23 protein-coding genes and 1 pseudogene are annotated in these 21,349 nt (G+C 69.6%); 10 read left to right on the top strand and 14 right to left on the bottom strand.

The window, feature by feature from the left end; genetic code table 11:
* The first annotated feature begins 87 nt into the window (after positions 1–87).
* The 3 genes from AB0C28_RS40965 to AB0C28_RS40955 all read left to right on the top strand — a co-directional run bounded on the left by AB0C28_RS40965 (position 88) and on the right by AB0C28_RS40955 (position 1,530).
* On the top strand, positions 88–666 hold the full coding sequence (locus tag AB0C28_RS40965) for a hypothetical protein (RefSeq protein ID WP_358080752.1): 579 nt from the start codon (positions 88–90) through the stop codon (positions 664–666).
* A gap of 500 nt (positions 667–1,166) precedes the next feature.
* Positions 1,167–1,337, top strand: a complete 171-nt coding sequence (locus AB0C28_RS40960) for a DUF433 domain-containing protein (protein ID WP_358080750.1) — start codon at positions 1,167–1,169, stop codon at positions 1,335–1,337.
* A complete protein-coding gene (locus AB0C28_RS40955) occupies positions 1,318–1,530 on the top strand; it encodes a hypothetical protein (protein WP_358080749.1) in 213 nt (70 codons plus the stop codon). The genes AB0C28_RS40960 and AB0C28_RS40955 overlap by 20 nt, the downstream gene beginning before the upstream one ends.
* A 23-nt stretch (positions 1,531–1,553) precedes the next feature.
* Here the strand turns inward: AB0C28_RS40955 and AB0C28_RS40950 are convergent, their stop codons facing one another.
* The 6 genes from AB0C28_RS40950 to AB0C28_RS40925 all read right to left on the bottom strand — a co-directional run bounded on the left by AB0C28_RS40950 (position 1,554) and on the right by AB0C28_RS40925 (position 8,210).
* The gene (locus AB0C28_RS40950; RefSeq protein ID WP_357858550.1) at positions 1,554–2,435 is read right to left on the bottom strand and encodes an SMP-30/gluconolactonase/LRE family protein; all 882 of its coding nucleotides are present in this window, start codon (positions 2,433–2,435) and stop codon (positions 1,554–1,556) included.
* A complete protein-coding gene (locus tag AB0C28_RS40945) occupies positions 2,432–3,400 on the bottom strand; it encodes an ABC transporter permease (protein WP_357858553.1) in 969 nt (322 codons plus the stop codon). Before AB0C28_RS40945 ends, AB0C28_RS40950 begins: the two co-directional genes overlap by 4 nt.
* Positions 3,401–3,510: 110 nt before the next feature.
* The gene (locus AB0C28_RS40940) at positions 3,511–4,563 is read right to left on the bottom strand and encodes an ABC transporter permease (RefSeq protein WP_358080747.1); all 1,053 of its coding nucleotides are present in this window, start codon (positions 4,561–4,563) and stop codon (positions 3,511–3,513) included.
* Positions 4,560–6,104, bottom strand: a complete 1,545-nt coding sequence (locus AB0C28_RS40935; RefSeq protein WP_358080745.1) for a sugar ABC transporter ATP-binding protein — start codon at positions 6,102–6,104, stop codon at positions 4,560–4,562. Before AB0C28_RS40935 ends, AB0C28_RS40940 begins: the two co-directional genes overlap by 4 nt.
* Positions 6,101–7,114, bottom strand: a complete 1,014-nt coding sequence (locus AB0C28_RS40930) for a sugar ABC transporter substrate-binding protein (protein WP_358080743.1) — start codon at positions 7,112–7,114, stop codon at positions 6,101–6,103. Before AB0C28_RS40930 ends, AB0C28_RS40935 begins: the two co-directional genes overlap by 4 nt.
* Before the next feature lie 52 nt (positions 7,115–7,166).
* Positions 7,167–8,210 carry an LLM class flavin-dependent oxidoreductase gene (locus AB0C28_RS40925; RefSeq protein WP_358080741.1) on the bottom strand — a complete coding sequence of 348 codons (1,044 nt, stop codon included), beginning with the start codon at positions 8,208–8,210 and terminating at the stop codon, positions 7,167–7,169.
* A gap of 137 nt (positions 8,211–8,347) precedes the next feature.
* Between AB0C28_RS40925 and AB0C28_RS40920 the strand changes: the two genes are divergently transcribed.
* The 4 genes and pseudogenes from AB0C28_RS40920 to AB0C28_RS40905 all read left to right on the top strand — a co-directional run bounded on the left by AB0C28_RS40920 (position 8,348) and on the right by AB0C28_RS40905 (position 12,355).
* Positions 8,348–9,031 carry a TetR/AcrR family transcriptional regulator gene (locus tag AB0C28_RS40920; protein WP_357858565.1) on the top strand — a complete coding sequence of 228 codons (684 nt, stop codon included), beginning with the start codon at positions 8,348–8,350 and terminating at the stop codon, positions 9,029–9,031.
* A gap of 109 nt (positions 9,032–9,140) precedes the next feature.
* Complete coding sequence (locus tag AB0C28_RS40915; RefSeq protein WP_358080739.1) at positions 9,141–10,811, top strand: long-chain fatty acid--CoA ligase; 1,671 nt, start codon at positions 9,141–9,143, stop codon at positions 10,809–10,811.
* Between the two features lie 6 nt (positions 10,812–10,817).
* Entirely contained in the window at positions 10,818–11,360 is a 543-nt protein-coding gene (locus AB0C28_RS40910) for a cupin domain-containing protein (RefSeq protein WP_358080737.1), read from the top strand.
* Between the two features lie 63 nt (positions 11,361–11,423).
* Positions 11,424–12,355, top strand: a pseudogene (locus AB0C28_RS40905) (acyl-CoA dehydrogenase family protein).
* 45 nt (positions 12,356–12,400) lie between these two features.
* On the opposite strand, the gene AB0C28_RS40900 reads toward AB0C28_RS40905, so the two are convergent.
* The 5 genes from AB0C28_RS40900 to AB0C28_RS40880 form a co-directional block, all read right to left on the bottom strand.
* The gene (locus AB0C28_RS40900; RefSeq protein WP_358080736.1) at positions 12,401–13,171 is read right to left on the bottom strand and encodes an alpha-ketoglutarate-dependent dioxygenase AlkB; all 771 of its coding nucleotides are present in this window, start codon (positions 13,169–13,171) and stop codon (positions 12,401–12,403) included.
* The gene (locus AB0C28_RS40895; protein WP_358080734.1) at positions 13,155–14,372 is read right to left on the bottom strand and encodes a hypothetical protein; all 1,218 of its coding nucleotides are present in this window, start codon (positions 14,370–14,372) and stop codon (positions 13,155–13,157) included. Before AB0C28_RS40895 ends, AB0C28_RS40900 begins: the two co-directional genes overlap by 17 nt.
* Before the next feature lie 119 nt (positions 14,373–14,491).
* Entirely contained in the window at positions 14,492–15,700 is a 1,209-nt protein-coding gene (locus tag AB0C28_RS40890; protein WP_358080732.1) for a PP2C family protein-serine/threonine phosphatase, read from the bottom strand.
* Between the two features lie 185 nt (positions 15,701–15,885).
* The gene (locus AB0C28_RS40885; RefSeq protein WP_357858580.1) at positions 15,886–16,146 is read right to left on the bottom strand and encodes a hypothetical protein; all 261 of its coding nucleotides are present in this window, start codon (positions 16,144–16,146) and stop codon (positions 15,886–15,888) included.
* A gap of 211 nt (positions 16,147–16,357) precedes the next feature.
* Entirely contained in the window at positions 16,358–16,624 is a 267-nt protein-coding gene (locus tag AB0C28_RS40880; RefSeq protein WP_357858583.1) for a hypothetical protein, read from the bottom strand.
* Positions 16,625–16,755: 131 nt separating this feature from the next.
* Here AB0C28_RS40880 and AB0C28_RS40875 point away from each other — a divergent pair, with 131 nt between their 5' ends.
* Complete coding sequence (locus AB0C28_RS40875) at positions 16,756–17,313, top strand: hypothetical protein (protein WP_357858586.1); 558 nt, start codon at positions 16,756–16,758, stop codon at positions 17,311–17,313.
* A 51-nt stretch (positions 17,314–17,364) separates the two neighbouring features.
* Here AB0C28_RS40875 and AB0C28_RS40870 read toward each other — a convergent pair whose 3' ends face one another.
* Both AB0C28_RS40870 and AB0C28_RS40865 read right to left on the bottom strand, forming a co-directional pair.
* The gene (locus AB0C28_RS40870) at positions 17,365–18,258 is read right to left on the bottom strand and encodes a diacylglycerol kinase family protein (RefSeq protein ID WP_358080730.1); all 894 of its coding nucleotides are present in this window, start codon (positions 18,256–18,258) and stop codon (positions 17,365–17,367) included.
* A gap of 4 nt (positions 18,259–18,262) precedes the next feature.
* A complete protein-coding gene (locus AB0C28_RS40865; protein WP_358080728.1) occupies positions 18,263–18,814 on the bottom strand; it encodes a hypothetical protein in 552 nt (183 codons plus the stop codon).
* 400 nt (positions 18,815–19,214) lie between these two features.
* Here AB0C28_RS40865 and AB0C28_RS40860 point away from each other — a divergent pair, with 400 nt between their 5' ends.
* Positions 19,215–20,135, top strand: coding sequence for a serine/threonine-protein kinase (locus tag AB0C28_RS40860; protein ID WP_358080727.1), 921 nt, complete (start codon positions 19,215–19,217; stop codon positions 20,133–20,135).
* Positions 20,136–20,294: 159 nt separating this feature from the next.
* On the opposite strand, the gene AB0C28_RS40855 is transcribed toward AB0C28_RS40860, so the two are convergent.
* A complete protein-coding gene (locus tag AB0C28_RS40855) occupies positions 20,295–21,101 on the bottom strand; it encodes a TetR/AcrR family transcriptional regulator (protein WP_358080725.1) in 807 nt (268 codons plus the stop codon).
* 56 nt (positions 21,102–21,157) lie between these two features.
* On the opposite strand from AB0C28_RS40855, the gene AB0C28_RS40850 reads away from it, so the two are divergent.
* A partial coding sequence (locus AB0C28_RS40850; protein ID WP_358080723.1) for an FAD-dependent monooxygenase occupies positions 21,158–21,349 on the top strand: 192 nt, incomplete at its 3' end.

Genomic DNA, 21,349 nt, shown 5'->3' with positions numbered 1-21,349 from the left:
TTGATTAGCCTGTTTCCGGGCGGGGTGAGAAGACCGGCGCACGACACTTGACGCTCGCCGCGGCCAGTTGATCTCTATGCTCCTTGCATGGACACGGCAGAAACCGCCCCCGGCACCTGGCGACCCGGGCGAGCGGCGGCGATCGTGCCGACCGTCGTCGCGGCCCTGGCGACCCTCTGGGCGACGAGTGTTCCAGGTTGGGACCTGCTGTGGCTGGGTTTGATCGCCAATGTCTGGTTTTGCATCGGTCTCGTCTGGCTGGTCACGCTGGTCCGCATGCTGCTCAGGCGTCAATCTTCAGCGTGGTTTCGTGGCGAATGGCCGGTATGGTCAGTGCCGCCCCTGATCGTGGTACTGGTTTGCGGCCTGATCTACGTGAATGCACCCCTGGAGGCACGCTTCGCCCTGTCCCGCTCCGCCCTCGACGATCGCGCCCGAGCCGTCTCACACGGTACGCCGCTGCCCGTGGACACCTGGGTCGGGCTGTTCCCGGTCGAATGGGCTGAGAGGATCCCCGGCGGAGCACGTTTCGCCATCGACGGCGCCGGATTTCTCAGTACCACCGGCTTCGCCTGGAGCCCCGAAGGCGAGCCGCCTGAGTCCGAGGGCGAGAACCTCTACCAGCACTGGCACGGCCCTTGGTACCTGTGGAGTCGAGGCGCTTGAGAAGGACCTGGTCAATGGTGATGTTGATGCCTGGTATGCCGCTCGTGGCGGCGGCTTGCCACGCTTCGTCAGCTCGCGCACTGGCGTAAGGCCAGTTCCGGCCGTGGCGCGGTGCTGGTGCCGGAGATCTCGCCGGTGCGTCCGGTGCTGTATTCCTTTCGGGATCTGGTGGCGTTGCGCACGTGCGTGAAGCTGCGCAACGACGCGTCCTTGCAGAAGATTCACCGGGCGTTGGACCCGCTGCGCGACGACCTGCGGGAGCGCGAGCACCTGTCGGCCTACCAGTTGGTGACCGACGGTTCGACGATCTACCTGGTCGAACAAGGTCAGGCCACCGATCCGGTGCATCGTAAGAACCATCTCGTCATCCATGACATGGTCGAGGTGTTGCGGCCGTTCTACCGCGATGGACGGCACATTCCGGACCTGCTGCATCCCCGCGAGCACGTCACAGTCGACCCGGCTGTCCGCGGTGGGATGCCTGTGATCGAAGGACCCGCGTGCCGTACGACGAGATCGCGGCGCTGCTGCGGGATGGCGTTCCGGCTGAGCGGATCTCCGACTACTACCCAAGCGTGTCGGCCACTGCGGCGTTGGACGCTGCCGACTTCGCGGACTATGTCGACAGTTACGAGCCTCAAGGGGAGCAGCGTGAGGCTGCTGCTGGATGAGAACGTCCCCCGCCCGCTGCACCAAGTCCTGACGACCTTCGTCCTGAACCACGACATCGTCCACCTGCTGGATCTTCCCGGCTGGTCGGGCACGCGCGATGAGACCCTGATGACCCGCGCGGATGTCATGCGCGCGGGTCACGTACGCTACGGCCGCCTGTGTGGATGGATTGCCGGTAGGCGGGCGGGATAGGCGTCGGGCTGGGCTGGTGGGAGTTAGGGCGCCGGTACGGTTACGCGCATGGCGAGCATGCGGGCCTCGCGGGCCGCTGCGCGGGCCTGTTCGTGGAAGTCGGGGGCCGCGCAGGCGAACAGGGTCGTGCCCTCCTCGCCGCCGAGGGCGCAGGCGTACACCGGGGAGCCCGGGCTGAGCTCGTCGGTGATCGTGCCGCCCTCGACCACCCGGACGAGCCGGCTGCCGATGGCGTCCGCGATCCACAGGGCGTCCTCCGAGTCGAGGCAGGCCCCGTCGCCGGCGACCTGCAGCTGCCCCAGTGCCTCGGCTACGCCGCGGTCGGCGGGTAGCGGGCCGAACTCCGCCCACGTCCGGCGGTTGACGAGCTCGCCGTCGCCGGTGAGGTCGAACGCGGTGACGCGGTTGCCGAACGTCTCCACGACCACGAGCACACCCCCGGGCGTGATGGCGCTGCCGTTGGGGAACCAGAGGTCGTCGGCCACCTCCGTGACGTGGCCGTCGGGGTCCACCCGGTGCAGCGAGGTCGGCTCCAGCGGGGCGCCGCCCATCAGGTCGAAGCCGAAGTTGCCCACGTAGGCGCGGCCCTGGTCGTCCACGACCATGTCGTTGAGGTGGCCGGCGGCGTGCTTGCCGAGGTCGGCGTGGACCGAGAGAGTCCCGTCCGGTTCGCGGCGGAGGATCTTGCGGTCGCGCATGGAGACGATCAGCAGGCGTCCGTCGGGAAGCCAGCCCAGGCCGGACGGCTGCTCGGGGACGTGGGCCTCCTCGCGCACGTCCGACCCGTCCTCGCGCATGGAGCGCACCCGATGGGTGTAGAAGTCGGAGAACCAGAGCCGCCCGTCGCGCCAGCGCGGCGCCTCCAGGAAGCTGAAGCCCTCGGCCACGGTGGTGGTCTGCGTCATGGTCGTCCTCCTTGCGAACGTGGTTCTGACGTTGTACGGCGGGCGCGCAAGCGTTCTACGGCCTGCCGCAGGCCGGGGCTCTCGACGGCGACGATCACGGCGAGCAGCGCCGCGTACAGGAGCTGGGTGGAGAAGTCGGGCAGGGCGGTGACCGCGACGATCTGCGCGAGCAGCGCCACCGACAGGGTCCCGGCCAGCAGTCCCAGCGGGGCGCCGCGGCCGCCGGCCAGCGAGACGCCGCCGAGCAGCGCGGCCACGACGGCGAGGATCAGCGGCTGCAGCCCGGGGTCCGGGTTGGCCGAGGCGTAGCTGTAGCCGAGCAGGGCGCCGCCGAGCGCCGCCAGCGTTCCCGACAGCGTGAAGATGCCGACGATCCGCCGGTCCACGCCGACGCCGGCGACGCGACTGGCCCGGCGGTCGCCGCCGATGGCGCGCAGCTCGCGTCCCAGCCTGGTCAGGCCCAGCACGGCCGCGGCGGCGAGAAACGCCGCCAGCGTCAGCAGGCTCCGCGGCGACAGGACGCCGGCGATCGGCTGGTCCACCCACAGGGTCGCGTCGGCGTTGGCGTAGGTCTTGCTCAGGCCGCCGGACATCGTGTACGTCAGCCCCAGCAGCGCGATGTACGTCGCGAGCGTGACGGGCAGCGACGGGATGCGTAACCGGGCGATCAGCCCGCCCTGCAGCGCGCCGACGGCGGCACCGGCGGCCACCGCGGTCAGCACGCCCATGACCGGGGAGTGCGCGCCGGTCTGGACGGCCAGCATGCCGCCGAGCGCGTACGTCCCGGCGACCGACAGGTCGAACTCGCCGGCGATCATCGTGATGCCGATCGCCAGGGCCAGCAGGCCGAGCTGGGCGAAGCCCTGCAGCGCGTTGTAGACGTCGAACGGTTCGAGTGGCCGGCCGCTCAGCAGTGGGGAGCAGGCGAACGCGGCCAGTACGAGGAGGAGGGAGAGGGTGGGCATGGCGTGTTCCGGTCGCCGCCGGGCCCACCCCTTTTGGCCATCCAGGCGGCCCGTCCGGCTGCTCTGCCGCCGGCCCTCCGTGTGGCCCGTTCGGCGGTCCGTTCGGCGGGTCATCGCCGGCCCCTGCCGGAGCGTACGTGCACGACGAGGACGACCGTGAGCACGAGGAGTCCCTTCACCAGGATCTGCACGCCTGTCGAATAGCCCCGCAGCAGCAGTATGTCGGAGATGACGGAGATGAGCACCGCTCCGCCCAGCGTCCGCACGGCCGAGCCGTGGCCGCCGGAGATCGCGGTGCCGCCCACGAGGACCGCCGCGATGGCGTCGAGGGTGAGGGTGCCGCCGAGCGTCACGGTGGCGGAGGTGGTGAACGAGGCGAGGAAGATCCCGGTCAGGGCGACGCACGCGCCGGCGACGGCCCACGCGATCACGGTCACCCGGCCGACGGGCAGGCCGGCCGCGCGGGCCGCGGCCCGGTTCTCGCCGACCAGGTACATCTGCCGGCCGGCCGTCGTACGGCGCAGCGTCCATTCGACGATCACCGTGACCGCGAGCAGGACGTACACGGCCAGCGGCAGCCCCAGCGGCGTGGAGTTGAGCACCTCGAACCCCCGCGCCGCGGGGTAGACCGTGGTGCCGCCGCTGAACCAGGTGGCCGCGCCGCCGATCGCGAACCCACCGGCGATGGTGAGCACGATCGGGTCGGCCTTCCAGTAACCGATGACCGCGCCCTGGACGGCGTTGAGCGCGACGCCGGCCGCGAGCGCGATCAGCAGGGCGGCTCCCAGGCCGAGGTGCTGCGTGCCGAGGAAGAACATGGCCACGACGGTCGCGATCTGGGAGGTGGCCAGCGACACGCCGGACCCGGCGATCATCACCATGGTCGCGCCGACCGAGGTGATGCCCACGAAGGCGGCCGAGGCGAGGATCGCGCGCGCGTTGTCGAGGGTGAGGAACCGGGGCGTCGTCAGGGCCGGGACGAGCAACAGCGCCAGGAGGATCAGGAGGAGTACGGCCAGGCCGGGCGGGACGACGCGCGGCGACGGCCACCTGCGCGGCGAGCCGCCCTCCGTGGCGGCCCCGGCCTCCGGCGGCGAGGGATCCGGCGGCGAGGGATCCGGCGTGATGCGCACCGCGCCGCTCCCGGGGTCGTCCGCCGTCATGCCCCCTCCGCCCCATGCGTCATGTCCCGCATCAGCACCGCCCCGTCCACGTCCCCCTCGTACCGCCCCACCACCCGCCCGTCCCGCATCGTGACGATCACATCGCCCAGTTCGAGCAGCTCCTCCAGCTCAGTGGAGGCGAAAAACACGACAAGTCCGGAATCGGCGGCCTGGCGCAGCAGCCGGTGGATCGCCGCGCGCCCCCCGACGTCCACCCCCCGAGTCGGCTCGTCCAGCAGCAGAGCGAGGACGTCCGCGTTCTCCAGGCACCGGCCGACGAACGCCTTCTGCTGGTTCCCGCCGCTCAGCGTCACCACCGGATCGTCGAGCCGCTCCTGCGGCAGCCCCGACCGTTCGGCGAGCGACCGGGCGGCGCGCCGCTCGTGACCAGGCCGCAGGACGCCAGCGCGTCCCAGCGCCGGCAGGCGGGTCGCGACGAGGTTCCACGCGGTCGGCTTGCCGAGGAACAGCCCCTCGGACTTGCGGTCGTTGGAGACGAACGCGACCCCGCCGCGCGCGGCCCGCACCGGGTCGCGGATCGCGACCGGCCGTCCGCGCAACGAGACGGTTCCCGTGGCCGAGGGGTGCAGGCCGGCCAAGGCGCGCAGGACGTCGGACGCGCCGCTGCCGAGCTGCCCGGCCAGCGCGTGGACGCGGCCGGCCCGGGCGGTGAGGGTGAAGCCGTCGAGCCGTCCCGGCACGCGCAGGTTCTCGATCCGCAGGGCGTGCGCCGGGTCGGGGGCCTGCTCGCGCGCGGCGGACGGCCGGTGGCGCGTCTCGCCGAGCATCCGGGTGATCAGCTCGTCCACGGTCAGCCCGGCGGCGGGGCTGGTGGCGACGTCGTGACCGTCACGCAGTACGGTCACGACGTCGCACAGATCGAGGACCTCGGCCAGCCGGTGGGAGACGAAGACGACCGAGCAGCCCGTGGCCGCGACCCGCCGGATCGCGGCGAACACGTGCCGGCTCTCGGCGTCGCTGAGGGTCGCGGTGGGCTCGTCGAGGATCACCAGCCGGGCGTTCTGGCCGAGCGCCTTGGCGATCTCGACCAGTTGCCGTTCGCCGATGCCGAGCGCCGACAGCGGCTGGTCCGGGGCGATGCGCTCCAGGCCCATGTCGTCCAGGATCCGCCGGCACCGGGCCGCAGCCGCGCGCCGCCGGTTGACGAACGGCGCGCCGAGGTCGCCGAGCAGCATGTTGTCGAGCACGGTCAGGGCCGGTACGACGCTCAGCTCCTGGTCCACGAGCGCCACGCCCGCGCGCTGGGCGGCCCGGCGGCCGCGCAGCTCCACCGTCTCGCCGCCGATCACGATGCGCCCGCGGTCGGGCGCGAGCTGCCCGGACAACATCTTCACCACCGTGCTCTTGCCCGCGCCGTTGTGTCCGCACAGGCCGTGGATCTCGCCGGCGCCCACGGTGAAGGAGACGTCCCGCACCGCGGGGACGCCGTTGAACGCGTACGCCAGCCCCTCCACGCGGAGCAGCGGACCGCTCCCCTCCTGCCGGCTCCCCTGCGGCCGGCTCCCCTGCGGCCGGCTCATGCGTGGCTGCACTGCTCGGCGAACTCGCCGACATTCGCGGCGGTGACCCGTTCCTCCTGGACGGTCTCGCTGCGCGGCGGGTTCTTGCCGGTCAGATATCGTACGACGTAGTCGGCGGTCTGCTCGGCGATGGTGCCCGGGGCCTCGGTGGCCGTGCCGTACAGCTCGCCCGCCTTGATCGAGTCGATGCCGGCCTTGAAGCAGTTGCTGCTGGTGACGATCAGGCCGTCCTTGCCGCCGATCGGGAAGCCCGCCTGCTTGGCCGCCTGGATGATCGGCAGGGCCATGTAGTCGGCCATGCCGTACGCGGCCTGCACCCCGTCCTTGCCGTGTTTGGCCAGGAGCTGCTGGGCGATGGTGCCGGACAGCTGCGGGTCCCAGTTGGCGTCCTGCTCATCGACGACCTTGTACTGCGGCGCGGTCGCCAGGACCTTTCTGAAGCCCTTCATCCGGTGCTGGGTGACGAGCATGGACTTCGTGCCGGTCAGGACGATGATGTTGCCGGAGTCGCGGCCCTGGGCCTTGAGCCCTTCAATGATGTTCTGGGCGGCGTACTCGCCGAGCTTCTCGTTGTCCGAGAGCACCGACATCACCGCGTCGGCCACCGTCGGGTCGGGCGGGCCGTCGAAGACGAGCACCGGGACGCCGGCGGCCCCGGCCTTCTTGATCGGCACCGCCATCGCCGTGGTGTCGAGGATCGAGACCACGATGAGGTCCGGCTTCTGCGCCACGGCCTGGTTGAACTTCTGGACCTGGGTGCCCGGGTCCATGGTGGTCAGGTCACCGATCTTCACTCCGGTGGGCGCCAGCCGTTCGGTGAAGACCTTGTTGAAGTAGGCGCCCCACGGGTTGCCGTTCCCGTAGCCGACCAGGGCGACCGTCCTGCCGGACAGCGACGTCGCGGAGGCGCCGCCGGACGACGACGGCGGCGCGGCGGCCTGGCCGCCGCAGGCCGAGATCAGCAGGGTGAGTCCGAGCGTGACGGCGGCGAGGGATCCGGTGCGGAACATGGCTCTCCTTCGACCCTTCGACGTGTTGGGGGGTGCCGGCTCGACGCGGGGGTCACAGGAGCCGGGCGAAGTCGGCCATCTCCTGATCGGGGTTCAGCACGGGCTGCAGGAGCAGCTCGTCGATGCCGGCGGCTTCGAGGGTGACGACGCGTTTGACCAGGTCGTCCGGGGTGCCGACGAGGCCGAGCTTGTCGACCAGGGAGGGGACGATCAGGTCGCGGTCCTGGGGGTAGATGCGGCCGAGGTAGTTCTCGTACAGCACGAAGTGGCGGTCGTCGGCGGTGGCGGTGGTGCCGCGCCGGTCGAGCAGCCGCCGCACCGCATCCGCCTCGTCGGGTTCGAGCCCGTCCAGGAAGGAGGGGTTGTCGGCGGCGAAGGTGAGCAGCGCCATGGCGACGTGGCCCATGGAGTCGCGGGCGAGGTCGCCGTGCGGGTTCTCGCCGTCGGCGAGGATGTGCATCGAGGTCATCACGTACGAGGTCGTCGGCGTGCGTACGCCGGCCTCGGCGGCCCCTTCCTCGTGCGCCTCGCTGAACGCCCGCCAGGCCGCCGGGTCGAGCAGGCCGAAGGAGATCGTGCCCGCGCCCCGGCGGCCGGCGATGCGCGCGGCCTTGAGCCCGAAGGCGGCCACGACGAACTCGATCGGGTCCTGGGTGTTGACGTAGTCGCCGACGTGCAGGAAGCGCACGTCGCGGGTGCGTTCGCCCTCGCTGTACTCGGTGGGGCGGCCCGCGGTGAGGTCCTGGAGCTGGCGGGTGAAGCGTTCCAGGGTGGCCATGGTGGTGGGCTTCATGCCCAGGGTGCGCCGGGCGGTGTTGCCGGTGCCGACGCCGCAGATGACGCGTCCTGGCGCGAGGGCGTTGAGGCTGGCCAGGGCCGCCGCGCAGGCGGGGGCCGAGCGCAGGGCGGGCGAGGTGACGCCGATCCCGAGCCGGATGCGGCTGGTGGCCTTGGCGCAGAGGGCCAGACCGACGAAGGGATCCCCGTTGACCATGGGCGTGTCGTAGACCCAGAAGCTGTCGTACCCAAGTTCCTCGGCCTTGGCCGCCAGGTCTTCCACCCCTGGCTTGGCCGTGACCACGATGCCCTTGCGCATGCCGCATCTCCTCGATTGCGAGCCAGGACTTACTTACTGAGCGCATAGTTACTGCGAGCGCGAGGGGTGTCAAGATGTGTACGCACGACGGGACGGTAATGTCAGCGCGTCGAGATCGGCACAGGGGAGGATCGGGGATGGTCGCGAAGCGTCGCGGTCCGCGGCGGGGTGGCAATCCCCCGCTCGTCTGGCTGGACGAACCGTCCAGTGATCTCTGGGACGAAGACCTCTCCGACGTGACCAAGGCCCTGCTGGGCTCCGCGGTCCTCTGCTTCGCCGAGAAGGGGTTCCAGGCGACGACGACCCGCGACATCACGAGCAAGGTCGGGCTGACCCCCGGCGCCCTTTACGTGCACTTCTCCACCAAGGAGGAGGTGCTGTTCGAGATCGTGCGCAGCGGTCACCGCCGGGCTCTGGAGGCGCTGCGGGCGACGCTGCCCGGCGACGACGACCCGGAGACCCACCTGCGGCAGGTGGTCGCGGTGTTCGTGGAGTGGCACGCCAAGCACCACACGACGGCGCGGGTCTGCCAGTACGAGCTGACGCCCCTGTCGGCCGAGCACTATGCGGAGATCCTCGACCTGCGGGCGCAGTTCAACACCATCTTCAGGGACGCGGTCGGCCGCATCATCGACGGCGCGACGGCCGACCCTGACGACGTCAGCCGCCTGGCCCGCTCGATCCTGTCGCTCGGGGTCGACCTGGTCCGCTGGTACCGGCTGGGCGGCTCGGACACCCCGGCCTCGCTTGGCGCGTTCTACGCCGACCTGGCCGTTCACATGACCGCCGCCGTCCGCGGCCGTCGCCCCACGAGCGCGTAGCGCCCGCTTCGTGCTTGACAAGCGCCGCTCTCGTTACTAACTATGCGCTCAGTAAGCGATGAGGTCCCGCCCGGCTCCAGAAAGGCTGCCGAACGAGATGCACGGCTTGATGCAGGAGCACGCCCTGGCCCTCCCCCTGATCTTCCGCCGGGTGGAGCGCTACTTCGGGCACAAGCGGGTGGTGACGGGCCGCGTGGACGGCGAGACCACCGCGACGTGGGCCGAGATCTGCGCGCGCACCCGGCGGCTGGCGGCGGCACTGGACCGGCTCGGCGTCCCCATCGGCGCCCGGGTCGGCACGTTCGGCTGGAACAGCCGGCAGCACGTCGAGCTGTATCTCGCGGTGCCGTGCGCCGGGCGGGTCCTGCACACGATCAACCACCGGCTCTTCCACGAGCAGATCCGCTACATCGTCGACGACGCCGCCGACGACGTGCTCTTCGTCGACCGTTCGCTGCTGCCCGTGGTGTGGCCGTCGGTCGGGAAGCTGGCCGGCCCCCGTCACATCGTGGTCATGGACGACGGCGCCGACGCCCCGCTGCCCGACGACCCGAGGATCCTCGACTACGACACGCTGCTGGCCGAGGTCACGCCGCACGCCGGCGACTTCACCATCGCCGACGAGAACACCGCGGCGGCGCTCTGCTACACCTCCGGCACCACCGGCGACCCGAAGGGGGTCCTCTACAGCCACCGGTCCATGGTCCTGCACGCCCTGCTGCTGCTCATGGTCGACACCTTCGGGATCAACGAGCGCGACGTGGTGATGCCGGTGGTGCCGATGTTCCACGTCAACGCCTGGGGGCTCCCGTACGCCGCGATGTTGTGCGGCGCGGACCTCGTCCTGCCCGGTCCGGCGATGCGGCCCGAGGAGCTGATCGCGCAGATGGAACGGCAGCGCGTCACCTTCACCGGCGCGGTGCCCACGGTGTGGCGCAGCCTGGAGCCGCTGCTGAAGGAGCACGACCTGTCCAGCCTGCGGACGATCATCTGCGGCGGCGGCGCGGTGGACGGCGCGCTGTCGCGCTCGTACGAGGAGGCCATCGGGATCCCCCTCACCAACGCCTGGGGGATGACGGAGACCAGCCCGGTGGTGACGGTGGCGCGGCTGTCCACCGTGCACGACGACCTGGACCCGGACGCGCGGCGCGCGGTCATCGGCACGCCCGGCCCGGCGATCCCGCTCACCGAGCTGCGGCTGGCCGCCGACGACGGCACGGAGATCGCGTGGGACGGTGTCACACCGGGCGAGCTGCAGGTGTCCGGCCCCACCATCGCCGCCCGGTACGTGGGCGAGGAGCGGCCGGGCCCGGCGTTCACCGACGACGGCTGGCTCAGGACCGGCGACGTGGCCACCATCGACGAACATGGCTACGTGCGCATCGTCGACCGGACGAAGGACCTGGTGAAGTCGGGGGGCGAGTGGATCTCCTCGGTCGAGCTGGAGGGCGCCATCATGGCCGACCCCCGGGTCGCCGAGGCCGCCGTGATCGGCGTGCCGCATCCTCGCTGGGGGGAGCGTCCTGTCGCGTACGTGGTCCGCCGGCCCGGCGCCGTCCTCAGCGCCGACGACGTACGCGAGCATCTGACCGCGTACGTCGCCCGCTGGTGGATCCCCGAGGAGGTGCTCTTCGTCCCCGAGATCCCGAAGACGGCGACGGGAAAGTTCTCCAAACGCCAGCTCCGCATGCAGCACCCGCACTCCGACGACCCCTCACAGCCGTCACAGCCGTCACAGCCCCCGCGATCCCCGCAGCCCCCGCACCCCCCGCAGGAGTGAGCCGCCATGCCCATCCAGCCTCGTCTCATCGTCACCGGCCGGGAGCCCGACGGAACCTCGGTGTTCGTCACCGACCGGCCCGCCGACCCGATCTCCGTCGGCGCCATCCCCGGCTCGGAGTTCTACCTGATGTGGGGCACCGAGGACGGCACCGCCACCGTCGGCACCAAGCCAGGGCAGCCGACGACCTTCCCGTTCTTCCCCGGCGCCGGCGGCACCCGCATCCTGTTCCTGCGCTGGGCGCCAGAATCGTCCGCCCCCGAGCAGCTCGCCGACCCCGCCGGGCTGGCCGCCGAGGCCGCCGAGAAGCTGCCGGGCCTGATGGACGTGTTCGAGCCCGACAATCCCGGCATGCACACCACCGACACCGTCGACTACGGCATCTGCCTGGAGGGCGAGCTGCACCTGGAGCTGGACGACGGCAAGGAGGTCAAGCTGACCCCCGGCTCCGTCGTGGTCCAGCAGGGCACCCGCCACGCCTGGCACAACCGCAGCGACCGGCCGGCGCTGATGTGTTACGTACTGATCGGCGCCGAACGCGACTCATGACTCGGGGCGAGTCCTGCCGCTGCCTCCGCCCTCGTGTCCCACCCGAAAGAAGGCCTCCTGCCTGTGGACCGACTGCTGTTCGACGAGGACCATGACCTGTTCAGAGCCTCGGTGGCCGCGTTCACCGCGCGCGAACTGCTCCCCCACCAGGAACGTTTCGCCGCCGAGCGGCGCATCGACCGGGCCGCCTGGCGCGCGGCCGGCGAGCAGGGCTTCCTCGGCCTGGAGGTGCCCGCGAAGCACGGCGGCGGCGCGGCGGGCGACTACCGGTTCAACGCGGTCGCCTGCGAGGAACTGGCCAAGGTGAGCATGGCCGTCGCGTCCTGCTTCAGCATCCACTTCGACGTGATCGCCCCGTACCTGGTGGACCTGGCCACCGACGAGCGGCAGGCCGAGTGGCTGCCCCGCTTCTGCTCCGGCGAGCTGGTCACCGCCATCGCGATGACCGAGCCCGGCGCCGGCTCCGACCTGGCCGCGATCAGGACGGCCGCGCGCCGCGACGGCTCCGACTGGATCATCAACGGCACGAAGACCTTCATCACCAACGGCCACGGCGCCGACCTCGTCCTGGTGGCCGCCAGCACCGACGCGCGGCGCGGCGCCAAGGGCATCACGCTGTTCGCCGTCGAGGCCGGCACTCCCGTTTCGAGCGCGGCCGCACCGCGTTCGGGCAGCCGATCGGCTCCTTTCAGCACAACAAGTTCCTGCTCGCCGAGCTGGTCACCCGCATCAAGGTGGCGCAGGCGTACGTCGACCACTGCGTCCGCCTGCACACCAGGCAGACCCTCGGCCCGGCCGACGCCGCCAAGGCCAAATGGTGGTCCGCCCAGGCGCAGAACGACGTGCTCGACGCCTGCGTGCAACTGCACGGCGGGTACGGCTACATGAGCGAGTACCGCGTGGCCCGCGCCTGGACCGACGCCCGCGTCACCAAGATCTGGGCTGGCTCCAACGAGATCATGAAGGAACTCATCGGCCGCGACCTCGGCCTCTGACCCGATGGGCGCGTGGAATCCCTGACGTTTCACGAGCAGGAATCATCAGACGGGTGGCATCAGGTCGCTCTCGCTGACGGTGTACGTGAGCGTGGGGTAGGTGAAGTCCGTCTCCTGGTTCTCGCGGCGCCGTAGTTGGTAGAACTCACGCCTTTGTTCCTCGTCGGCCGAGGTGAGGCGGGGGCCGTCCGGGAGATGAGTCTGACCGTCGCGATAACGCACCAAGGTTTTCGAGGTTCGGAAGGTCACGCCCAGCCATCGGTTCTCGGCGGGCTGGGCTGGCTTGTCCAAGATGATTTTGTGCTTGTGTCGCCGGTTCGTGGCTACGGAGAACACGACGGCGCTGTTGTGGGTCAATGGGATCTCGAAAGCGTCGCCGCTGGAATCCTTCGGTTCGACGATCAGCTTTCTTGGTGGGTTCGCCTCGGGGTGCTCGTAGCAGGAGAAGAGGGCGATGAACGACTCGTCCGCCAGGTCGAGGGCCTGGTCGGAATGGCTGCCCATAGTCGTGTAGGCGTTGGTGTAGAGCTCGATGAGAGCGTTGTTGAAACCGGCGGCCGAGCCCGCGCATTCTTGGATCTGCTGGGCCAGGCGCTCGTGCACCGGGCGGAAATGTTGTGCTGGAGCGGCGTATCGGGTGGTGGTGCGGACGAGAGGTACGTCTCCCGTCTCGGCTACCTTGACCAGGACGGCTCCCGACCGTCCTTTTCCCACGTCTTCGAAGCGCGTCGATGCGCTCAACTCCTGGAAAAGGTCTCGTTCGGTGGGCAGGGTGTACGAGCGGATCTCGGCCAGGATCCTATGGTCGGGGGGCAAGGTAGTCTCCCGTGTTCATGCTGAAGAGAAAGCCGTCGCCGTAATCGATGAAAGCCTGGGTTCTGTTCTCCTCGGCGTACAGCTTGCGCAGCTCGTTCAGGCCCTCGGGGGTGGGTGGTTCCAGCTTCGTCAGGTCGCCGTCTCTCTTGAGGTACGTGTGGCCGTTCCTGTGCACGGCTTCGGTGCTCGAACAGCGGACCACGTAACCCAGGCGGAGCGGGAGCGACTCGGCGTTCAGTGCCGACGGCCGGACTTCGTGGGTGTAGAGCCGGTTGGTGGACAGCGGCATGAAGAAGACGGAGCCGGGATAGAGCGTGAGGGTGAACTGCTGGGGAAGGGCGTGGTCTTCGGCCGGCTCTTTGAGGCGGAAGTGGAGTTTGGTCAGCCCGCTGACGCCGTTCAGGCCATGGTCGAAGGCGTCCAGCGGGCGTAGTTTGTCGAGCCCGTCGTAGAAGGTGCAGAAGGCCATGATGCCGTTGGCGGGCATGTCCTTGGTCTTGTCGGCGTGGGCCGAGATCTTGGCCTTGGACTGTTTGCGTTCGGCGGCGGCGGGGGTGTTGTGGTAGATCTGCGCGAGGACGTGGTTCAGCGGAGCGTGGTCCCGGAATACGGTGGCGGCCTCGGCGTTCAGGGCTTCGACTATTCGGGTGTCCGTCGCGGAGAAGGTCTCGGTGGGCCCCGAGAGGTTCGTGGAGCAGCGCAGCAGGCGGAAGTGCAGGTCATCCCCGTCTCGCGTGACGGGGGTCAGGTAGATTCCGGTGCGATGGGCCGTGCCCGGCTTGGTGGACTCCGTGAGGGACTGGAAGGTGTGCTCCGAACGGATGCGGGTGAAGTGGTCGGAGGCGGGGTCGAAGAAGCGGCGGTAATACACGCCGACGCCGTGCACGCGGGTGGGAACCTGACCGAGGTTCACCAGTCGCCACTTCTCGTCATGACCGTACGAGAGGTCGCGGACGACGAGCACTCGTGCGGCCGCGTCGAATTCGGGGGCGTTGATCCTGGATATGTCGCCGCACAGGTATACGGTTTTCTGTCTCAAGTCGGGCGCGTTAGAGAGAAAGTCGTCCAGGCTGAGCACGAGCCCATGGAAATTCTGGATCGTGTCGTCGTCTCGCGGTAAGGACGACGACACGATCAGGTAATTGTTCGCATTCTCGATACGGGCGACTTTCCGGCCTGCCGTGTGCATGGAACCGTACACGGTCCCACTGTAGCGAACGGCGTCCTCACGGCATGAGGCCGGCGATCGCGGCGTGGACCAGGGCCTTCTCCTCGCCGGTCAGATCCATGGACAAGGCGGCCGGCCCGCGTTCAGTCAGGTCAGAGGTCGACCTCGGCGAGGTGGTCGGCGGTCCCGCCGCGCCATTCGACCAGGAAGAGGCTCGCGTCATCACTCGTCGTCCCCTGCCTTTGGCGCATCAGTGTGTGCGAGAGGCTTCGTACCATCTGCTGCACAGTTCTCGTCACAGGGCCGACGTGCTCGATGGACTTGATCAGACGTTCTTCGCCGAACTGCTCACCGCCGGTCTCGTGCTCTTCGACGAGACCATCGGTGTAGAACAGCACCCGATCATGACGCGCGAGCCGGCGCGTGTTGATCTGCGGGCTGACACCGCCGAAGCCGACCGGTAGGGTGCCCGCACCCTCCAACGCCTCGATGACCCGGTTGCCGCGGATCAGCAACGGCGCCGGGTGCCCTGCGTTGACCCATTCCAAGACACCCGACCCGATGTCAAGACGCGCCATCTGTGCCGTGACGAACTGGTCGGGGCCGAACTGTTCGTTGATGGCCGCGTCCATGAATTCGTACAGTTCGGCAAGTGCGACATCAGCGCGTCTCGCGTGCCGATAGGCGCCGATGGCCACGGTCGCCAGCACGGCCGCGTTCATGCCATGGCCCATCGCGTCGATGACGGCCATGTTCAGGACTTCGTCGTTGAGGGCGTAGTCCAAGCTGTCCCCGGCGACGTCATAGGCGGGCTCCATGATGCCGGCGACCGCGACCTGTGGGGTCACCATGGACAACGGGGGCAACAGCGACCATTGGATCTCGGCGGACACGCTCATCGGCTCGCGACGCCGTGCCATGAAGAACTGATCTGTATAACTGTTCTTGGTGACGAGCATGTCGGCGACCAGACCGGCCAGCCGTCGCAGCAATCGGCGGTCGTCGTCGTCGACGGTGCCGAGCGTCAGCGCCATCACCCCGACCTCGTCACTGCCGTCGAGCAGCGGCAGGAACATCCGGATGCCGTCGGCCACCGGATGCTCCACCCTCGTCTCGCTGACAAAGGCCTCACCTGCCCACGACCCGTCAATGGGCAGGGGATCGCCGCCCGTGAGCCCCTTGCCCGGCAGCGGCACCAACATCACCTGGTCATAGTCCTGCAGCAGGATGGACACATCCCAGCCACCGATCTTGCGTACCTCCTCCGCAACCAGCGGAGCGATGAGCTGTGGCGGCATGGTGTGAGCCCGGTCCAGCAGTTGCCCCAGCAACCGCTCGCCGAAACCCTCCGACCGGTCCACCGCAACCCGGGCCCCTTTGGGGCTTCCCGGCGCACGTCCCGTCATAACTGATTCAGTCCCCCCGTGCAGATTTCTTTCTGCCGGTATCCGACCTTGAACCAGCACCGGCCTCTTTTGACGTGGATTTGGCCGAGGACACTGTCCTGCCGGACAACGTCAGGCAATGTTCAGGGCTTCTTGGCCCGCTACAGGTACTGGCCCGCCTCAGCGCTGTCCGTCTTCGACACACGCACCGACACCACGTTGGCGAGGTTGACGACCACGCCGTGCGGCTCGGCCTCACTGTCGTATCTCGCCCGCATCAACACCAGGCTGCGCCGCTCGTCCATGGCACGAGCGATCGCCGCCACCGCCTCCGGCTCTCCGTCGAAGTCTCCGCTCGTCACGGAGACGTCTTCGCCGCCCACCAGGTGGAATCGAATGATCAGCACGACATTCTCGGACACGGCCGGCTCCCTTCGCCAGAATCCGCAAGAGACACCTGCCCGTCGTTGCACGCAGTACGCATCGGGCGTTTCCTGGCACTCGCCTCGACGTCGATCCGCAAGCTGGTCGCGCGCCTACGGCGCCTCCTTGCGCCGTCTGTCCCGGATCTGCCGGTGTGCCGGGGATCCGGACGGGGCCGGAGGTGGTGGGTCGTCGTCTTTCGGACTGATGTCAGTCGGTGGGCCCGAGCCCGGCGATGCGTTCCTCGCGTACGTCCTGCAGGGCCCGCAGATAACCGATCTCCATGGCACGACAGATCAGGTTGTTCATCTCGGCAGAACCATCGAGTCGTCCCCAACTGGAGAACTCGTTGGACACCGTCTCATCGGCCAGCCGCTCGTCGCCGGCATCTCCAGGACGTGGCCCGTCATACCGAATCCGGCTGATGAACTCACTCCATTCCTCCAGCTCGGCACGTGCGTCGTCAGCGTTGCTCATGCCGGCCATCGTGACCCATGATCACCCTAATTGCGAGCCATCCGGCGCGCTCGGCGATGAGCCGCTGGAAACGCTCCGGCGCATCGTCGCCAGCCGTGCGCATGGCTGGCGGGTCGCGTAGCGTATTCAAGGTGACGCATCAAGACGCGCCGAACGACCCGCCACCCGACGCGGTGGCTCCGGTTGCCGCGCTGGTCGACGCCTGCCGGCACTTCGCCACCCACGTGCGGCTGCTGGCCGACCAGCTCGGTGCCGTGGAACTGAGCGACGACGACGTCGAGCTGGTTCACCATGCCGTCCATCAGGTTTTCACCGCGGCGGGGCTGGCGGGCGCGCTCGCCACCGGGCTGCAGCGGCACACCGGCGAGCAGGACTGCCCGCACTACAACGTGCTCACCGACGGTGAGTGGGCGCCGCTGGCGGAGAACGGCCGGCACGAGCGCAAGGCCGTCTACGGGTGCGAGCTGCAGCCCGGCCACGCGGGCGCCCACGCGGCGCACGTCCAGCTGCTGCCCGAACCCGACAGGTTCATCTGGATCCGCTGGGACCTCCGCGCCCGCGAACTCGTCACGCTGCCGCCGTGCCCGGCCGAACGCGCCGACCCCGATCCTGATCCCCGCTCCCCCTACGGGGACGAGCCGGCGCCGTGCCTGCTGTTCGAAGGGCACGTCGGACCTCACCGCTACTGACTCCCGCACTTCCCGGTCTCGGCGGGCGCGGTGTTCTCCTGCGTCGATCACTCACCGTGCCGTCTCGGCCGGGACGCGGATCAGCAGAGCCTTGGGGGCGACCGCGATGCGGGTCGTGGTGCCGGGCTTGATCAGGTCGCCGTCGTACTGCCTGGGCATGGGCCGTGCGGTGTCCACCCGGATCGTCCGGGCGGTGAACCGCTCGATGCGCCGGTCCTCGCGCCGCGATCGGGTGAAGAGGCGGACGGCGACGCCCAGCCAGTCCCGCAGACCGTACGGGGAGAGCACCAGGACGTCGAGGCGGCCGTCGTCCGGTTGGGCAGTGGGGAACAGGTGCAGCCCGCCCTGGACCCGGCCGACGTTTCCGACCAGCACCATCCTGACCCGTCGCCGGAAGGGCGGGCCGTCGTCCAGACGCAGAGTGACCCGGAACGGCCGATCGCGCAGCCGCGACAGCGCGCCGAAGACGTAGGCGAGGGCACCGAAGCGGCCCTTGGACGTCTCCGTGGTGCTCTCCAGCATCGCCGCGTCCAGTCCGACGCCCGCCATCACCGCGAACGTCTCACCGTCGATCTCGCCCAGGTCGACGGCGCGAGTGCGGCCGGTGACGCCGGTGGCGATGCCTTCGGCCAGCGTCGTGCCCAAGGCGAGGTTCTGGGCCAGCAGATTGCCCGTTCCGGCAGAGAGCACCGCCACCGGCACCCCGCTGCCCACCAGCCCGTCAATGACCGCCCGCACGGTGCCATCACCCCCGCAGGTGAAGACCAGGTCCACCTGTTCGTCCACGGCCCGCCGGGCCAGGCCCTGCCCGTTGTCCTCGATCGTGGTCTCGAACCAGAGCGGTTCGGCCCAGTCGTGCTTGGCCAGCTCAGCGGTCACCTCAGCCCGGCGCAGGTCCAGATCAGGCACCTTGGTGGGATTCACGATCACAGCCGCGTGGGGCATGTCCCTACTTCCCTGTCGCGTGGTCGTCGGCGAGCGGCATCAGCCGGTGCAGGACGTTGCGGTAGGCGCGCAGGGCCATCCTCAGCCGCTCGGTCTCCGTGTCATCCTGATCGGTGTTCTTCCAGGGCTCCCGGAGCTCACCCAGGCGACGTTCCAGCGTCTCGTGGACGGCGGTCATCACTTCGTCCATGAGCTCGTCGGCCCGCTGGACGGCTTCGCGCGGGTCGTCCACGAAGAACGCTTGGAGATCGTGCCAACGCCGCAGGACACCGCTGGAGTCGCTGCCGAGCAACGAGCCGTGTTGTGGCGGCGCGGGCTCGGCCGCCGGGTCGAAAACGAGCTGGTCAGAGGTGACGGACGGCGGCCTGTCGGGCTCTCGGGCCGACGCGGACCGAGGTGGCGGTACGGCGGTTGCGTCGTCGAGACGCTCTTCGTCGTCGCCCATTTTCATGCGATCAGCTCTCTTGAGTCGCCGTGCGGGTGGGGTTGCGGTCACGGGCACCGGCGGCTGCTGGCGGGCGGTCCTCGTTGCGAGACGATGGGAGGCGATGGCCATGATCACCAGGTACCAGGTCATGCAGGTCAGGTCTGCCTCCCGGAGACGAGATGCAACAGCGGGCCGGCCGCCCGCCGACTGGCCGGGGCCGCCTGTCGGAGTCGTACTTCTTGAGCCAACCTCCCCGCGTGCGGCACGGACACAGCCGATTCCGGAACAGTTCATCGCCACAGCCGATCACCGGAACCGCGGTGATCAGCCACGGTGATGAGCTTTGCTCGGAGCGCCGGTGGCTGTCCGCCTGTCAGCGGTATTGGCTGGGGCTGTCTGGCTGCCCGTCTTGGGGCGATGCGCGTCGGCGGCGACGCCCGAGCGCCGGCCAGCGGACGGGAAGGCAGCCATGGCGAGGACTGGCCAGGCGCCGGAGACCAGGCCGCTATCGACCGGCGATCACGATCGGATGGCGCTCGTGACTGGTGTCGGCGTCCTCAGCCGCCGTCAGAACCCTGTCCTCGACCTCGCGCCCAAGTGTCACGTCGATGCGGCAGATGGCTGTCGCGGACTCGATGCACCGTTGGACGCCTCGCTTCTCGCCGACCGCTACCGTCTGCTCCGACCTCTCGGACGGGGCGGCATGGGAACGGTCTGGCACGGTCATGACGAGCTCCTGACCCGCGAGGTCGCGATCAAGGAAGTGCCGCTGCCTGACGGGCCCGAACGGACGATCGTGGCCGAGCGCACACGTCAGGAGGCACGCGTCACGGCCCGCATCAGCCATCCCAATGTCGCGGCCGTGTACGACGTCGTCGAGGTGTCCGGTCAGCCCTGGATCGTGCTGGAATTGGTGCGTTCTCGAACGCTCGGTCAAACGGTGGCCCAGGACGGGCCGCTGTCTCCGCGCACGGTGGCGAAAATCGGGCTGGAGCTGCTGCGGGGGTTGTGCGCCGCGCACGCGGCCGGGATCGTGCACCTGGACGTCAAGCCGGACAACGTCCTGCTGGCTCATGACGGTCGCGTGGTCCTGACGGACTTCGGTATCGCCATGATGGACGGCGATGCCTCCCTCACCCCGGCCGGAACGCTGACCGGCACCATGGCTTACCTGGCTCCCGAGCGGGTCACCGGCGATACCCACCGGCAGTCGGACCTGTGGTCACTGGGCGCCACCCTTTTCATGGCCGTCGAAGGGCGGCCCCCCTTCTGCCGTGACACGACGATTCATACCCTCGTCGCCGTGCTCGCCGACCCTCCGGACCCCTTCCAACGGGCTGGACCGCTCGCAGCCGTGCTCGCCAGCCTGCTCGACAAGAACCCCGCCACACGGCTGGACGCGGTCGGCGCGCGCGAGCAACTCCGGCACGTGGCAGACCTGTGGCGCTGAAGGACGAGCCGGCAGCGCCCGCCGTCGAGTGACAGCCCTACGGCATCGGGACGACCATCCGGAGAGTCGATCGCCGCCTGCAGCTCGCTGCTCGGCGGGCTGGTCGACGGCCGGCGCTTCCCCTCGCCGCGCGCCGCGATCGACGCCGGCGCCCGATGGTCACCGCGAGCGCGTGCCCGCGGGCGGCATGGGGGCGGGATGGAGGGTGGTGATGCCCGTGAGGACGAGGTCGATGCCGGTGAGGAACTGTTCGCGGTCGTCGTGGTCGCGCATCTGCTCCGCGATGGCCCGGATGAACGGGTAGTCGTCGGGGTCGAGCTCCTGCCAGGCGCTGGACGCGGTGTCGAGGAACGCGGCGCGCTCCGCCTCTGAGGCGGGGACGGTGTCGTCGCCGGCGTGCCGGCGGGTCTGGGTGGTGGCGCCGAGCAGGTAGTGGACCAGCGCCGAGGCCGTGGTGAACCAGTCGGCCCGCGGTACGCCGAGCGCGCGGACCGGCCGGCCGATGCTCTCGAAGATGCGCAACGTCACCGGCCCCCAGGGGTTGCGGGTGAACTGGATCGCGAGCTGGCCGGCGAGCCATGGGTGTGCGGTGACCGCGTCGAAGAGGCCGAGCGCGACGGCGCGGATGTCGTCCTGGGGCGTGCCCACGGCTCCGCGCGCCCCGGCGGCTCCACGCGCCCGGCCGGTTTCGCGCGCCCGATCGCTTTCGCGCGCTCGGCCGGTTTCGGTGGGCCGCGCGTCCAGGGCGGCAGCCACGACGGCCTCGGTCGCGGCTTCGAGCAGTTCGCCCATGTTGCCGATGTGCCAGTAGATCGCGCCGGAACCGGTGGCCAGGCGGCCGGTCAGCGCGCGAACCGTCAGAGCGTCCTCTCCCTCCGCGTCCAGCAGCTCGACCGCGGTCTCGATGATGCGTTCGCGGGTGAGCACCTGCCTGCGCCGTTCCGCCTGACGTGTCCGTGGGGCCATGGCTGCCATTCTGACAGGTTTGGAGCAGCGGTCCACCATGGAGTACCGTTCCATTCATGGAGCAATGCTCCATAAGACATCCAAGGAGGCGCGACGTGTACGACGTGGTGATCGCAGGTGCGGGCCCGGTGGGCCTGTTCCTCGCCGGCGAGTTGGCACTGGCGGGCTGCTCGGTCCTGGTGCTGGAACGCGAGCAGGAGAAGACCTCGCCGTGGAAGGCGCTCCCGCTGGGGATGCGGGGCCTGAAC

It is taken from the genome of Nonomuraea sp. NPDC048892, from assembly GCF_040649735.1.
Taxonomy (GTDB): Bacteria; Actinomycetota; Actinomycetes; order Streptosporangiales; family Streptosporangiaceae; genus Nonomuraea; species Nonomuraea maheshkhaliensis.
The sequence above is the reverse complement of the archived record's forward strand: the minus strand, read 5'-3'. Positions and strand labels throughout refer to the sequence as shown.